Origin of the sequence: Allorhizocola rhizosphaerae, from assembly GCF_003426775.1 — a bacterium.
In the GTDB taxonomy this organism is placed as follows: Bacteria; Actinomycetota; Actinomycetes; order Mycobacteriales; family Micromonosporaceae; genus Allorhizocola; species Allorhizocola rhizosphaerae.
On the sequence record NZ_QJUG01000024.1, the window covers coordinates 1 to 14,571 of the forward strand.

General features: G+C 67.9%; 15 protein-coding genes and 1 pseudogene. 6 read left to right on the forward strand and 10 right to left on the reverse strand.

Going from position 1 to position 14,571, the window contains the following annotated elements; genetic code table 11:
* The 4 genes and pseudogenes from DM816_RS06950 to DM816_RS06965 all read right to left on the reverse strand — a co-directional run.
* A pseudogene (locus tag DM816_RS06950) lies at nt 1-181 on the reverse strand (hypothetical protein); the annotation flags it as partial.
* Between the two features lie 102 nt (nt 182-283).
* A complete protein-coding gene (locus tag DM816_RS06955; protein ID WP_117209316.1) occupies nt 284-658 on the reverse strand; it encodes a hypothetical protein in 375 nt (124 codons plus the stop codon).
* Between the two features lie 97 nt (nt 659-755).
* A complete protein-coding gene (locus DM816_RS06960) occupies nt 756-1,283 on the reverse strand; it encodes a hypothetical protein (RefSeq protein ID WP_162907195.1) in 528 nt (175 codons plus the stop codon).
* A gap of 34 nt (nt 1,284-1,317) precedes the next feature.
* A complete protein-coding gene (locus DM816_RS06965) occupies nt 1,318-1,662 on the reverse strand; it encodes a hypothetical protein (RefSeq protein WP_117209318.1) in 345 nt (114 codons plus the stop codon).
* Nucleotides 1,663-2,000: 338 nt separating this feature from the next.
* Here DM816_RS06965 and DM816_RS06970 point away from each other — a divergent pair, with 338 nt between their 5' ends.
* Both DM816_RS06970 and DM816_RS06975 read left to right on the forward strand, forming a co-directional pair.
* The gene (locus tag DM816_RS06970) at nt 2,001-3,575 is read left to right on the forward strand and encodes an MrcB family domain-containing protein (protein ID WP_117209319.1); all 1,575 of its coding nucleotides are present in this window, start codon (nt 2,001-2,003) and stop codon (nt 3,573-3,575) included.
* A 105-nt stretch (nt 3,576-3,680) separates the two neighbouring features.
* Nucleotides 3,681-4,775, forward strand: coding sequence for a hypothetical protein (locus DM816_RS06975; protein ID WP_117209320.1), 1,095 nt, complete (start codon nt 3,681-3,683; stop codon nt 4,773-4,775).
* Here the strand turns inward: DM816_RS06975 and DM816_RS06980 are convergent.
* Nucleotides 4,757-5,776 (reverse strand): 5'-3' exonuclease, encoded by a 1,020-nt coding sequence (locus DM816_RS06980; RefSeq protein ID WP_117209321.1) that lies wholly within the window; start codon nt 5,774-5,776, stop codon nt 4,757-4,759. The two genes, DM816_RS06975 and DM816_RS06980, sit on opposite strands and share 19 nt — an antisense overlap.
* Before the next feature lie 409 nt (nt 5,777-6,185).
* On the opposite strand from DM816_RS06980, the gene DM816_RS44235 reads away from it, so the two are divergent.
* Genes DM816_RS44235 through DM816_RS06995 form a run of 3 tightly spaced genes read left to right on the forward strand, consistent with a single transcriptional unit; the run spans nt 6,186 to nt 8,089 of the window.
* Complete coding sequence (locus DM816_RS44235; RefSeq protein ID WP_246001660.1) at nt 6,186-6,332, forward strand: hypothetical protein; 147 nt, start codon at nt 6,186-6,188, stop codon at nt 6,330-6,332.
* Complete coding sequence (locus tag DM816_RS06990) at nt 6,319-7,470, forward strand: purine-cytosine permease family protein (protein WP_117209322.1); 1,152 nt, start codon at nt 6,319-6,321, stop codon at nt 7,468-7,470. The genes DM816_RS44235 and DM816_RS06990 overlap by 14 nt, the downstream gene beginning before the upstream one ends.
* On the forward strand, nt 7,442-8,089 hold the full coding sequence (locus DM816_RS06995; protein ID WP_117209323.1) for a phosphotransferase: 648 nt from the start codon (nt 7,442-7,444) through the stop codon (nt 8,087-8,089). The genes DM816_RS06990 and DM816_RS06995 overlap by 29 nt, the downstream gene beginning before the upstream one ends.
* A gap of 357 nt (nt 8,090-8,446) precedes the next feature.
* On the opposite strand, the gene DM816_RS07000 is transcribed toward DM816_RS06995, so the two are convergent.
* The 3 genes from DM816_RS07000 to DM816_RS07010 all read right to left on the reverse strand — a co-directional run bounded on the left by DM816_RS07000 (nt 8,447) and on the right by DM816_RS07010 (nt 10,511).
* Nucleotides 8,447-9,031 carry a hypothetical protein gene (locus tag DM816_RS07000; protein WP_162907196.1) on the reverse strand — a complete coding sequence of 195 codons (585 nt, stop codon included), beginning with the start codon at nt 9,029-9,031 and terminating at the stop codon, nt 8,447-8,449.
* 302 nt (nt 9,032-9,333) lie between these two features.
* The gene (locus DM816_RS07005; RefSeq protein WP_117209325.1) at nt 9,334-9,555 is read right to left on the reverse strand and encodes a DUF397 domain-containing protein; all 222 of its coding nucleotides are present in this window, start codon (nt 9,553-9,555) and stop codon (nt 9,334-9,336) included.
* A 29-nt stretch (nt 9,556-9,584) separates the two neighbouring features.
* On the reverse strand, nt 9,585-10,511 hold the full coding sequence (locus DM816_RS07010) for a helix-turn-helix domain-containing protein (protein WP_117209326.1): 927 nt from the start codon (nt 10,509-10,511) through the stop codon (nt 9,585-9,587).
* 249 nt (nt 10,512-10,760) lie between these two features.
* Between DM816_RS07010 and DM816_RS07015 the strand changes: the two genes are divergently transcribed.
* Nucleotides 10,761-11,222, forward strand: coding sequence for a DUF6232 family protein (locus tag DM816_RS07015; protein ID WP_117209327.1), 462 nt, complete (start codon nt 10,761-10,763; stop codon nt 11,220-11,222).
* Here the strand turns inward: DM816_RS07015 and DM816_RS07020 are convergent.
* A complete protein-coding gene (locus DM816_RS07020) occupies nt 11,183-12,571 on the reverse strand; it encodes a hypothetical protein (protein ID WP_117209328.1) in 1,389 nt (462 codons plus the stop codon). The genes DM816_RS07015 and DM816_RS07020 overlap by 40 nt on opposite strands.
* On the reverse strand, nt 12,564-14,402 hold the full coding sequence (locus DM816_RS07025; RefSeq protein WP_246001661.1) for a M48 family metallopeptidase: 1,839 nt from the start codon (nt 14,400-14,402) through the stop codon (nt 12,564-12,566). The genes DM816_RS07020 and DM816_RS07025 overlap by 8 nt, the downstream gene beginning before the upstream one ends.
* Between the last annotated feature and the right edge of the window lie 169 nt (nt 14,403-14,571).

Here is a 14,571-nt window from a genome sequence, read left to right on the forward strand (position 1 = left end):
CGCTCGTGACGGACACGCCGTCTTTGAACACGACGATGTAGCTGTCGGGGATGGCGTTCGGGTTTTCGGCGCCTAGAATCTGGGCCGGTGGTGCAGCAGAGGCCGGGCTGCCCATGCCCAGCAGGACGGTGGCGACCGCGGTAGCGATCACACCTAACGAACGAATAGCATTCATGCGCATCTATTAAAGGCATTGCATCGCCACATGTCAATGTGCACACATGAAGACGGTGCGCTTCGCCGGAACACCGGCGAAGCGCACCACCCCCGTGATCTCACGGTTTCAGCATGAGACCGTGTTCGGCGAGTACGCCGTGAGCGCGCCCGCAGTCGCCTTCGCCCGGCAGTATCCGCGCTGTTCCGGATCCAGGAAGTAGGCGGTTGCCCGCTTCCCGTCGGACGACACCGACATGTAGTCCGCCGGGTAGGTGACCGTGAACGGACCGCCCGGCGTGGCCGCCCATTCCATCTCGATGCCGTCGATGCGTTCGCTACTGCACCCGTAGAGACCCGCGGACGAGGTCTGCATGGCGATGGACATGTAGAAGTCGCTGACGGTCAGTTGGCAGGATTGGGTTTGCGAAGCGGCGGCGGGCGTGGCCGTGGCGAACAGAGCACAGGCCAGGGCAGCTACCGCGAGCAGCGTACGGGCAAGCAAAGGTTCCTCCGTGGGTCGGATGTAGAGAAGTTCCCTACAAGGGTTTGATTCTGGCGGAAAGTTCCACCACGTGGAAGGGATCAGCGGTGACCGGGTCCTACGCCGGCACGCATCCCACATGCCTGTTGCATCGCTGAGTCCAGCCACTGGCCACGTGCACCCACTGGGCACCGTCCCAGTAGTACACGAAGCCTGCGCCGCGGAACGTGACGCGAGAGCTTGGAGCGTAGATCAGCGGGGTCACGCACCAGGTCTGCCCGGGGAGCACGTGGCCGTTGCCGCCGGAATCATCACAGCTGAAGCGGTCGACGTAGACACCGTCGAGGTAGCGATAGAGCCACGCGTTGGCGAACTCGCCATCAGGCATCGGGCCCTGCACGGGCTTGTTTGGCTCTCCCGGGTCATACCCGTAGTTGATGTAAATCGCAAAGTAGTGGTCTCCGCTCCGGCAGAGCTGGATAGCGCCATAGCGATACCCAGTCGAGTCTCTGACGTAGTTCGCGGAAACCAGCGTGTGGCCGTTGCAGTTCGCCACCGCGGCTTCCACCGTCGCCGATGCTGGACCGGCGACCGTAACGATGCCAACCATTGCCAGCGTGCACGCCAGCAACACCATTCTCTTCATGCACCGAAGATTGGGCCACGGCTCTAACAAGTCGCTAACAACGGTCCGGGTTGTGCTCGGCCGATGCGCCTTGCCCCACCATCGAAAGCAGTGCCCCCGCGTAGGGGTTTCTGAACAAGCCGCAGCCGGCGGTCTCGTTCCAGTGGAGGTTCCCGGAAACGTAGATGTAGTACGTCCCGCCGGCCTGGGCTATGTAGTCGTAATTGAGGGAGGCGCGAGCGCAGCCGTTGGCGCTCGTACGGGTCAGCGGCGCGGCCGAGGCCGGCGCCGCCGTTGCCGTGACGATCAGGGCGATCACCGCCGCCGCCAGGGCACCCGCGCGAGTGGCACGTGCGACCGCTGGAGCGCTCAGGAACAGGTTGGATCGGAAACGCCGCATGCCTACCTCCTGGGGATTGGTACCGGTACCGACAAATTCCTCATGAATTAGAGCCAAGGCTCGGACAACTTCCTTATCAAGGCATCGCGATGTTCGAGTCCGTACGGAACTGTCCGGCGCCAAGGTCGCCAGTGGGGTAGACAGAGGCGGCTACCCTGCGGGGCATGCTTCTAAAAATCTTGGCAGGTTTCGGTAGGTACGGCTACCGTGGTCCAGGTTCTTGTCGAGTCAGGCCGTAATAGCGGTAAGAACAAGACCCCAAACGCGAATGGATTCCCACCCAGATCGCGGCTTTCCCAAAACCCCCAAGCACGCGATCGATATGGGAGGAGTCCGGCGTGCGGCTGCGCAAGCTGATCGGCGAGATCGGTGCCAGGTATGACCGGCTGCTGCCGATGTCGAGCCCGGCACATCGTTTGCTGCGCAAGGCCGAAGGCGAGTTCGAGCAGTGGATTCCGCCTGGCCATCTGGTTGAGGGCAGCGGCGGCAACGACGCACCCGCGATCACGCCAAGGATCGCCGTCTTCCACCGGGACGAGACCACGACCATCCGGCACGGCATGTATGTCGCCTACCTGTTCGCCGCGGACAACAGCACCGTGACGCTCACCCTCAACCAGGGCATAGGCGAGATGGCCGAACATCTCGGGCGGGCCGGGGCACGACTGGTGCTCGCGCTGGAGGCCGCCACGATCCGCAAGGCGTTGCGGCCCACGGACATCGCCGATCTGGACGTCGCCTTCGACCTGCGCACCACGGAGCCGTCGTCGGTTGACTACCAGCACACCAACATCGTGTCGCGGACCTACCGCGTCGACAGCCTGCCCGGCGAGTCGGAGATGGTGGCCGACCTGCAGCGGTTCGTCCAGCTCTATGCCCTGGCGCTGCAGGCGCGCGAGGTGGCCCGCCGGCACGGTCGCCAAGAGCTGATCATCCCTGCCCGGCCCGCAGCGGTCACGATCGCTGCCGAGACAGCTCCCGAGCCGCAACCCGAGCCGCCGGCCAAGGAGGCGCAGGAGTTCGCGCCCGAGATCGGTGTGGACCGCAAACACAAGACGCTGACCGGCTCGATGACGCGTCGTGGGCTGCTGGCCGCTCTCGTGGTGGCACCGATCGCCTATGTGACACCCAGGGCAGTCGCATCACGGGATCAGGACGTGGTCACGCAGGAGTCCGTCCCGCCGCTGCCCGCGCCGGTGTTCACGATCGACGTCAGCCAGCACGACTGGAAACGGCGTGGCGGAAACCTCGACTGGGTGGGCATTCGCCAAGCCGGGATCGCCGGCATGTGCGCCCGCGCGACCTACGGCGATCCAGCCGGATACCAGTGGCCGACTCACCATTTCGGTGACTTCGCCCGCGCGGCCAGACACGCCGGGCTCGGCATACGCGGTGGCTACCACAACCTCGTGCGCGGCGATCAGGCTTCGATCAATCGCCAGGTCGACTGGCTCCGCGCCGAACTCGACAGGCACTCCGCCAACTGGGCCATGCTCGATGTCGAACGCTACGCCGAACTGGTCAAGGCCGACATGTGGCCGCGTTGGGAGGACGTGCGCCGCTTCGACGACCGATGGGCCGAGGTCGAGACCCGGGTGCTGGTGGGATACATCCCGCCGTGGAACTGGAGCAAGTATCTCGGGCAGCCCGACCTGCGCGAGTTCCGCGGGCCGCTGATCGCGTCGAACTATCCGCTCAAGGACGCCAACGAGGATTTCAAGCGGTTGTACGAGCGGGTCGGCGGCAATGACGGGCGGGGTTGGGCGGTCTACGGCAGCCGCGTCCCCGAGGGCTGGCAGTACAGCTCGCGGGCGAAGGTGCCGGGCGCGCCCTACATCTGCGATGTCAACGCGTGGCGGATGAGCTCCGAACAGTTGAAGGCGCTCCTGCTCGGCTCACGCCACACCGGCTGACGAAACCACTGCTCACCGGATCTCGGCCGAGCCGATGACCAGCCGCTCGCCGACGGCCCGCTGGATGATCCCGAAGCAAAAGACCGATGGTCGCACTATCCATCGATGACGATCATGGTTAGGCTCTTTGTCGAGCACGAGTTTGGGGTTGATGCCGTGACCGCGCAGACGCATCGTCCTGCCCACCTGGTCGGCAGCTTTCCGGCGGCAGACGCCCGCGCCGCGATGCGCCAGTTTCTCGACGCCGTCGGCGATCGGCTGCCGGTGCTGCCCGACGGCGAGACCGGCGAGCGCCACCACTGGATCGTGCACATCGTGGAGGGGATGCGCCGGCATCCCGATCTCGAGGTCAAACGGGACGGTGGCTGGTCCGATTACGACGACGTGCCGGTGTTCAAGGTCCGTGGCGGGCACACGCTGACCGGTGACAGTCTGGACTTCGGGCACGTGGCCGCGTTTCAGGCGAGCTACCCGATCTATCGGGAGTTGCGCGGTGCGGCCCAGACCGGGTTCCAGGTCGGCGTGCCGGGTGACTTCGACATGGCGCTGTTCGTGCTCGGCCCGGTCGGCGCGCTGCGCAACCGCCGGCCGTTCACCGACGCCACGATCGCCGAGGTCCTCGCGATCCACGCCGAGGCCGGCAGTGATGTGCTGTTCCAGATCGAGATTCCGGCCGAGCTGGTCATGGTGGCCCGGATGCCGCCGCCGCTGCGGCCGTTGGTGGCGCGCAGGCTGGGCCGCGTGGTGGCAAACCTGGCGCAGCAGGCTCCCGAGGGCGCCCGGTTCGGCGTGCACCTGTGCCTCGGCGACATGAACCACCGCGCGCTCGGGCGGATGTCCGACACCGCGCCGTTGGTGGCGTTGACCAACGCGATCGTCAAGGCGTGGCCGGCCGGGCGCCCGCTGGAATATGTGCATGCGCCGTTCGCGGCCGCCGAGAAGCCGCCGCCGACCGACCCGGGTTGGTATGAGCCACTGCGCCAAATGCGTCTGCCGGACGGCACCCGGTTCGTCGCCGGCATGGCCCACGAAGACCAGGAATTGGCCGTGCAGCAGCGGATCGTCCAAATGATCGACGAGCTGACGGGCCGCCGCGTCGGTGTGTCGACCAGTTGCGGGCTGGGCCGGCGCACCCCCGAGGCGGCCGCCCGTGCCTTGGAGCGCATCAGCGAGTTGACGGGTCAGAAAAGCGTCAGCTGACCGGGGATGCGGCTTGGCTGGCGGGCTCCCCTTCGGTACACCCAAGGCTTTATTTCAAGCGGATGCCGTACGTCGCTGTCGGGCGCGGTGAGCCCGGTGAGCGCCCACAGCGACGGGCCGAAGTTGATGCCGCGCGCCGAAAGGGCCTGGCGCATCACCCGATATTGCAGGGGCAGGCGCGCCGACGCGAGCTGCGGCATGGCCACGTCGGTGCGCATGCGCATCAGGCTGCGGTTGCGCTCCACCAACTCCCGCGTCCCAGGCTGCGCCAGCTGTTCGGCCGCGATGTCGCCGACCGCCTCGCAGACCTTGGCGAAACCACCGTTGTCGATGGCCTCCCAGGCCGCGTCGACCGACCCGAACGCGGCCAGCAGGCGGGCCGCCCGAGCCGCGCCGAACTGGCGCACCCCGCGCAGGTTGTCCGACGGATCACCGCGCAGGGCCGCGTAGTCGCGGTATTGCCAGGGCTCCACCCCGCACACCGCGCGCAGCCCAACCGCGTCGACCATCACCGCCTCGTCGAACCCGCCGTTGCGCACGCGCAGCACGGTGGTCGCGCCGTCGATGAGCGCGAACGCGTCCCGGTCGCTGGTCATCAGCACGCACCGCCAGCCGTGCTCACCCGCCAGCGCGGCCGAACTGGCCAGCACGTCGTCGGCCTCAAGCGCGGGCGGGACCACCGTGCAGACACCGGCCGCGCGCAGCAACTCGGGCGCACCGAGAATCTGCTCGGCCAGGTCGGCGGGCTTTTCCGCGCGCTGCGCCTTGTAGCCCGGATAGTCGGCCTTGCGGGCCGAGTCGACCGGGCAGTCGAACCCGACCACGATCGCGTCGGGGCGCAGGTGGGCCGCGGCCCGCGCGAGATATCCGACCAGGCCGCGCAGCGCCCACACGGGCCGTCCACTTTGGTCGACCCAGCCCTCCACCGAGGCAGCGTGGTATGCGCGGTGGAGCAGGCTGTTGCCGTCGAGCACGAGGAGCAGCGGGCTGGGGGACGCCACACCCTTACCCTAGCCGGTGGGCGCGGGGAGTCCGATCAGGTTGTAGTCCGGAATATCGGCCTATGCCGCCCCGCGCCGGCGATCAGGCCGGCAGCGTCGGTCGCGTCCCGCCATAACCCGCGCGGCCCGAGCGGATCGCGGCCAGGTGACCATGAAGTTGCGGAAACGACACACCGTCGAACATGGACATGACTTCATGATCGACGCGGGGGAAGGGGGTTGTCTCATAGAGAGACATCATTTACTGTGCGGAAAGCGCTTCCCCCCAGTGCGCGGGCCGCCGCGCGCCCCGAACTGCCTGGTGGTCCTATGAAGATAGTCGAAGATCTGGCGGGAGACCGGCACGACGATCCTGCTGGTCACCCATTCCATCGCGAAAGCCGTTTTTCTTGGGACCAGGGTGGAGGTCATGAGTCCGAGACCCGGGCGGATCCTGCGTACCCTCCCCGTCGACCTGCCGGCGGAGCGGCGCTACGCAAAGGTCATGTCCGACACCCGGTTTGATCGGCTGGCCAGCGAGGTGCGCGGGCTCCTCGGGTCCAGTGCCGCGCACTGAGGGTCGGCATTGGACCGCCGCTGTCGGGCCGTGGCTCGGGATCGGAGCGGCGCCCGCGACGCTGACGCTGGGCGCCGCGATGGCCGAGCGCAACGACGGGGCCGTGCCGGTGCCGACGCTGGTGCTCGGTGGGCTGCTGATGGCGGCGCTGTTGTTCGGGCAGGGCATGCTCGGGCTACGGCCACCGCACGGGACGGGCGGCACGCTGACGTCAGCGGTACCGTCCTATTTAGATCAGAAGTCTCGGGTGCTGCTGGGTGTGATGCTGGCGCTGGCGATGGTCGGCTGGAACGGGTTCAACGTCGGCCTGGGCGGGGCGTCAGTGGCGACGCTGAGCGGATTGCCCGGCCCGGCGGGTGCCGTTCTGCTCGGCGCGCTGGTGTTCGCGGCGTCGTTCGCCACGCCCAAGCTGGGCAACCGGATCGGTGTGGTGGCCACGTTGTGCGCCATCGGGTTGGTCGCGTTCTGCGTTTATCGCCTTTCGCCGGACAGCTCACCGGTTTCGGCTCGGGTTTCGGCCAACGCGTTGGACATCGCGGCGCTGGGCGGATACATCGCGGTGTTCGCGGTGCGTGCGCCCGACTTCAGCCACGGGTTGCGCCGGCGCCGAGATCTGGCGTGGTGTGTGGCCCTGCTTGTCGTGCCCGCGGTGTGCGCGACCATCGCAGGCGTGGGCATTTGGCTGCGCACCGGGCAGTCGGACGTGGTGGCGGTGCTCGCGCAGACGCAGAGCGTAGGCAACCTGTTCGTGGCGCTTGCCGTGTTCACGCCCGCGCTGACCACGACCTACTCCGGTGCGCTGGCCCTGCGCTCGGTCTGGCCCCGCCTTTCGACGACGGCCGGCATGCTGCTGATCGCCGTGCCGGGCACGGCTCTCGCGGCCGCCCGGTTCGACAACCACCTGCTCCCGTGGCTGGGCGTGCTCGCCGCCCTGCTGCCGCCGCTGGTCGTCCCGATGGCCACGGAGGCGTGGCGCCGCCGGCGAGGGCTCGCTGTCGCGAACATTCCACTGTGGACATGGGCGACGCCGGGCCTCATCGCCATGATTCTCGGTCAGCCGATGATTGGATTAGGGTTGGCCGCTATCACCACGGTTTGGAGGTACCGCAGTGACATCGCCAATCGCATCCGGGCGTGACGCCGACGTCTACGCGCTCGACGACACCCGCGTGCTGCGCCGCTATCGCAAAGGCGGCGACGTCACGGGCGAGGCGGAGGTGATGTCGCACGTGGGATCGCTCGGCTATCCCGTGCCGCAGATCTATGCCGCGGGCGGCGCCGACCTGGTGATGGACCGGGTGCACGGGCCGACCATGCTCGAAGTCGTGCTGGCGCAACAACTCTCGCCGATCGAGGCCGGGGAGGCGCTCGCCGAGCTGCACAACCGCCTGCACGCCCTGCCGCCGCTACGCTCGCGCGAGCCCGGCCACACCGTGCTTCACCTGGACCTGCACCCGGCCAACGTGATCCTCGCCGACGACGGCCCGGTCGTGATCGACTGGCGCAACAGCACCGACGGCCCGCCCGGCTTCGACTGCGCGGTGTCGGCGGTCATCATCGCGCAGGAGTCGGTCCTGTCCCCCACCGTCGCCAAGCCCGCACGGCACATGCTGCGCGCCTTCACCGCGGGCGTGCGCCATCCACTCGCCCCGCACCTGACCGAGGCGCTCGCCTATCGCGCCGCCGACCCGGCCCAGGACCCGCACGAGATCGCCGCCCTCGACCGGGCCCGCCAACTCATCAACGCCGAGCTTTGAACCGAGGTGCCGGCATGTCCGCGCCTATTCATCATCATCGTCGTCATCTGCGTTTATGCGATGACTCTCGTCGTGTTGCGCCAGGGGAGGGGTGAGGACGCTCACTTCGGTCTCGCAAGATTCATATTTGTCACCGCGTCATGGGTGAAGTGGACAGGGCGAACTGATCGGCCGAAGTTCCGCGGGTCAACGTCTTGCCGGGCACGAAACCGCACATCGACGCGGTTGACCATCTGCTCGCCCCAGGCCCGGCCGAGGCCCTCTCCTACCGCGCCACCGACCCGGCCCAGGAGCCGCACGAGATCGCCGCCCTCGACCGGGCTCCCCGACTCATCGCCACGAGCAGGAATGACCGCGCTAGTCAGCCTGGCCCGTGTCCACGCATTCATCCATTCCGACGATCATTGAATCGACAGGGAAATCCGTTGATGTCCCGCAAAGACTTGTGTCGGTGGGCGAAGCACTGTTGTAGGTGATTTTGCCCGACTCTTTGGCCTCAGTTTGTCTGCCGACCCGTTGGGTGGTGTGGCGGGACTCGCCGGCGGGGCCGGCGACTCGTTTGGACGTCCATTTGAACAGCGTTTTGCCTGTCGCCTGCTCGGTGACGACCACTTTGCGCTCGGCGACGAGCTCGCCTTCGGCCAGGCCAGTGCCGGAACAGGTGGTTTCATAGTTGATCGCGCCGCCCGCGGTGAGCGGCTCGAAGTCGAGCTTCGGTGCCAGGGCATCGCAGCTGCCGCCCGAGGACGGGGTGACCGTCCGGCTGAACTCAATCTTGATCAATGGGCAGGTGATGGTCGCCACGGCTGTGACTGCCCCGTTGTCCTTCTGGCGAGAGGATTCCCCCTTGCATGGCGCCGCCTGGGCGGGACCCGGGCTGTCCGGGTCGAGAGCTTGGGCCCCGCTGACGCCGGCGTTGAGGAAGACCGCCGTTGTCGCCATGGCCGCCACTGTCGTGATTGACCGTCGAGAAATGCGCATGGTGTTCCCCCGTTTCGCTGGCCGGCCTGAGCTACCGGCCCAACGCAAGGTTAATCGGGATCTTGTGCTTCTATGGGGCATTTTGCGATCAAAGCGCCCAATGGGAGCGCGCCTGGCGCGACCACGCTCGCACCACCGGCACACGGCACGTCAGGGCCCGGCGACATCGGCCAGCCGGCTTGTCGCCGCTGGCGCCCGTTTTCCGGGCGCCGACGGCGTGCCGGGCCGAGGTTCGGCTGAGCCTTCGTCCTCGCGAGTCGGCGCTAACCGGATTGCGCCGGGCCGTCGAAGCGGCCGGCGCGGATGTCGGCGACGAAATCGCGCCAGATCTCTTGACTGAACACGAACCGTGGCCCGGCCGGGTCCTTCGAGTCGCGCACGGCGACCCCGTCACCGACCTGGGCGACCTCGACGCAGTTGCCGGCGGAAGTGCTACGTGAGCTCTTCCTCCAGCGCAACCGTTCTGTTTCAGGCGCATCGCTCATCGGCGCGCCACATCCTCTCGTAGTGATGGTTACTTTTCACCCTGTGCAACGGCGGCGATGAACTCGACGGAACACTGTGGATCCATTGACGCCGCCCGCAACGACTCGAAGCTGTCCCGGTATCTGCTCACCTCGTCCGGCTTGCTGCGGAACACGCCGCCGGTCATGCCCTCGCAATAGACCAGCGGATGCTCGGTCGCGTTTGGAAACTCCAGTAACACAAACGATCCGGCGAGCGCCCGGTGCGCGCCCACCGACATCGGAAGCACCTGGATGGTGATCATCGAGAGCTCGCTCACCTCGACCAGGCGCATGAGCTGGCGCCGCATCACATGCGGGCCGCCGATCGGGCGGCGCAGCACGGTCTCGTCCAGGATGGCCCAGAACTGTGCCGCCGGGTCGCGCGTGAGGATCTCCTGGCGCGCCATCCGGACGCTCACCCGCTGCGACACCAGATCCGGGTCGTCGGGGTAGTCGACCCGGATCACGGCCTTGGCGTACTCGGCGGTCTGCAGAAGGCCCGGCACGATCGTGGGCTCGAACGTCCGGATCGACGATGCCTCGGCCTCGAACCCGATGTAGGTCTCGTACGAACTGAACAGCGTGTCGCCGTAGACCTCCCACCAAGCGCGCTGGCGCGCCTGCTGGGCCATGGAAATCAGCCGGTCACGCTCCACATCGGACACGCCGTAAAGCGCGAGCAGGCGCTCGAGGTCGGGCCGGCGGATGCCGATGTGCGCCGTCTCCACCCGGCTCACCTTGGATTCGGACCACCCGAGCTGCTCGGCGGTCCAGGCCACGGTGCGCTTCGCCTGCTCACGCATGCGGCGCAGCTCCGTGCCCAGTTGGCGACGCAACACCGTTGGGTTCGCCTTGGTGGTCACTTGCACACCGTAGACCATCATCGCGCCGCCGGAGTGCAACAACATGGCATCGAACTGCACTTGCAGATTCATTTTGGATATTGCTTAATGAGCGTTAAGGATTCTGCTCCGGCCGAACGTCGTAGTCGCCGGCTTGGGGCTTCCCCGGCATAGCGGAGCGGAGCGTTACGGGGAAGGCCCTTGCCGCATAGTCCCGCCAACGACCCCCGGTTCGCAGTGCTGCGGACGATCCCATCCCCACTCCCAACGCCTCCAGGCGCCGACCCCGCCGACCCCGGCGCAGGCGCCGGTCACAGACCCCCACGACCTGGGAGGAGCATCATGAGTGCCAACCACCTCCGGCACCCCGAAACGTTGCACTACAGGCACAACGGCGTCGTGGTCACCAGCCGCTACTTCGCCGTCGGGCCCGCGCGATACAACGTCAGCGACCTTTCCGACCTGTCGACCGCGCAGGGATCGAACCATCCGGGCGTGATGGCCGGCGTGTTCGCCGCCACCGGACTCCTGCTGGTGATCGTCCCCATGCTCATCATGCACCGGTTCGTCGCGCTCGCCGTGACGGTGCCGATGCTGCTGGTGGCCGGACTGACGAGCTACGTGAGCGCTCGCCGATGGCCTGCCCAGAAAGAAATCATCGTGAGGTACCGAGGCCGCCTCGTCACCATCTTCAAGACGCGCGATGCGCGGGAGTTCGGCCAGGTGGCCCGAGCCTTGCAGCGCGCGGTCGAGGCCGCGCGCCCCTACGGCCGCGCGCTGCCCGGGGAGCCGTTGTCCCCGTAGCGTAAACGCTGCCACACCAAGGCTCCCGCGATGCACACGAACGGCAGCGCGGGAGCCGCGTACCGGGGCTCATACATCGACACGAACACCGGCCCGACGGTCAGCACGGCCGCGATCGCCACGCACAGCACGGCATCGCGCGTGGCGGGCACGCGCAGGAAGGGCCGGCGCAGCGCGGCAAACGCGGTAAGCAGGAACACGGCCAGGACCGCGAGCACGGGCACGCGCGCCCAGCGGGAGTACGCATTGAGCGCCACGGTGAGCCCATTGCCCGGCGGGTTGGCCGACGATGGTGAGGGCGCCGCCTGGTAGCCGGGCCCGGCGAGCTCGGGCCGGCAGTGCGAGGGCGCCGCCGGCTCGTCGGACGCGGTGACCGGGAGCCAATAGCGTTGGCGCAGACACCAGTATCCCGGATCCCGATCGGGCAGCGGCACGAAATGCTGTGCCGCCTCCCGCCCCACCACACGCAGATAGTCCATCGGCTGGCGCCGGATGACCTCCATCGCGAACCCGTTCATGACTTCCGCGTCGACCGGTGGTTCGAGGCTTGACGCGGGCCCGTTCCACACATACCAATCGCCGCGGGCCGAACGCCGGCCCAGCGGCTCGGCCGGGCACAGCGCGCGCTGCTGCGGCGTGAGCTCCAGCCGCGCGCAATCGGCGATCGGCGCGACCCGGCCGAACAACGACCGCGCCGACCAATAGCTGCCATATGCGCTCGGCTGGTCGCCGACCACGAACGTCATGAAACCCACATAGGGCACGGCAAACGCGGCCACGAACGCCAGGACCGGCCGCCACCCGACGCGCCGTAAGAGCAAGTACACCAACAACAATCCGGCCAACGGCACCGCGACCGGCCGCACGAACCACGCCACGAACAGCAGCAGCCCGCAAGCCCCGGCAGCCATCCACCCCAGGCGCTCAGGCAGCATCAGTGCCAGCACGCAAGCCACCAACAGGGGCATGAACACGAGCTCCGAGAGCACATAGTGCTCAAGCGTGATGAGGAGCGAGTCGAACAGCAGCACGCCCGCCGCCACGGTCGCCGGGCCTTTGGCCACCCCGCGCCACAGCAGGAACGCATAAACCCCAACGGCGATGGCGACTCCCGCCAGATGCTGCACGAGCGCGACGGCAAACAACGTGCGCGTCGGCTGCAACAGCTTGAGCACCATGACGTAGCCCAGCGCCCGCGTCGGATCGACCGTCAGCGGCACCTTGGCCAGGTTCAGGTATGCGCCGCTGTCGCCGTCGTACCACAGCGCCGGCTGATACGCGAGCATCACCAGCCCGCGCAGGAGCAGCCCGACGAGCACCAGGACGGCGAACCAGCGATGCTTAGACATCGTTGATGCGCTTGAAGATGTCGAGCATCATTTCGCGGCTCTTCTTGTGCAGCTCCTCGCCCGTCCACGACTCGCGCAGCTCGAACTTCTGTCCATTGTGGAGCTCCAGCTCGGCCCGCAGCGGGATGGTCTTGACCACGTTGACCGCCCGGATCTCCTCGAACGGCAGGAACCGGTGCATCCGGGCGAGCTCGTGCACGGGCGCGCTGTTGATGATTTGGATCAGCCGTTCCCGCCCGTGGTCCTTGTCACCGGATGCGCCGACCATGATGAGCCCGTTGTCCAACACCAGCACGTCGGTATCCTGCCCGCCCACCTTGAGGTTGGCCATGCCCGCGATGACGTCCGCCCCGCGCGCGGTCGCGGTCTGCTCGACCACCGCCGCCGACTCGATGAGGATGCCCATGCCCGCGAGCTTGGCGAGCGCCTGCGGCAGCGTGTCGCGCACGACTGCCAGCGAGGCGATCTCGCTCAGGTCGAGCTCGCCCCCGTCCGGGCCGACGAGCATGGTGTTGGCCGCCATCGACGTCTTCCAGAACGCGCGCCCTGACCGCACGGCGGCCAGGTCGAGCAGCACGGTCAGCGGCTCGGCGAACCTGGCGGCGGCCTCGCGCCGGGTCGCGTTGGGGAAGAACGGCTCGCCCATCTCGCCCGCGCGCCCGGCGTCCAGCGCGGCGATCACCTGCGGCAGCCCCATGTTGGGCTGCCCGAGCCGCCGGGACAGCTCGCGGAAGATGGAGTCGGCCTGGGCCTGCAGCCGCGCGGTCAGCGTCGCCGCGGTGAAGTCGTCCCACGGCAGCACCGTGCGCCCGTCGGTCTGCACGACCATCTGATGCAGCATCCGCCCGATCATCTCGATGTCGGGCAGCAGCTCGGTCGCGGGTCGCGGGTCATTGCCCACATTGGACTCGGGCAGCGCCTGGATGGCCGCGATCCGCACGCCCAGCGGCGGATGGGTGTCCCACACGCCGCCCTTCTGCTGCGCGGGCACTTCGGCCCGCAACCGCACCAGCTCATCCTGACGCGCCGCGACCAGCGCGCCGAAGCGGCCGAACACGTTGTCGGGCAGGTAACCGAACTCCGCGCCGGGTGCCACGTACCGTCCGATATAAAAGTCATAGGCCATGGCCGCGACGCTCACCTCGGTCAGCGCGCCGACGGCGGCCTGCTTGCCCGCCACGCGCACCGCCGCCGCGTCGGCCTGGAGCTCCTGCCGCCGGGAAACCGCGTTGTCCACCAACAGATAGAGGCGTGCGTAGAGATTGAATATCCAGCCGGTCGGGTTCCACTTGCCGATGCGCCCGAGGGTGCCCACGATGGCGAGCCGACCGCGATAGGCGACCCCGCCCAGGCGGGTGTGCGCGCCGGAGTAGTGGCCCATCTCGTGCGCGAGCACGGCCCGCGTCTGAGACATGGAAAGCGCCTGCAGCAGCGGGAGTCCGATGTAGAGCATGCGGCGGCCGGGGATGAGGCCCATCAGTTTGGCGTTTTCGGACACCGCGGCGTTGACGTCGCCCACGATGCGGATCTCGTCGGGTGCGCGCGCGCCGACCGCCTTGGCCAGACCCTGCACCTCGGCCCACAGCCGGGGCGCCTGGTTGGCGGTGAGCGTGACGCCCGGCATCGGCTCGTCCTTGGCGCGCATCGCCTTCCACATCGCCACACCCGCGCCGCCGACGAGCGCGATGAACAGCGGCAGGGTCAGCTTGATGGCGATCCCCGCGGGCATCATCGTGCCCAGCCAGAACGCCAGGGCCGCGGCGCCGGCGAGCTGCAGCAGGCCCACGACGAAGAAGCCGAACAGCATGATGACACTCAAGAAGGCGCGCACACTTGCCACCACCGGAACCGTCCTCCCGTCACTTTCCGTAGCGTCCCAAGGCTGTGCCATCCGGCCTGGTGTCGCCTCGCCTCGGCCACCGCCGGGCCCGTGGCTGTCTCACCGGCCGCGCGGCCTCCTCTCGCGACCCCTTCTGCGCCAAGGCACCCTACCGTGACAG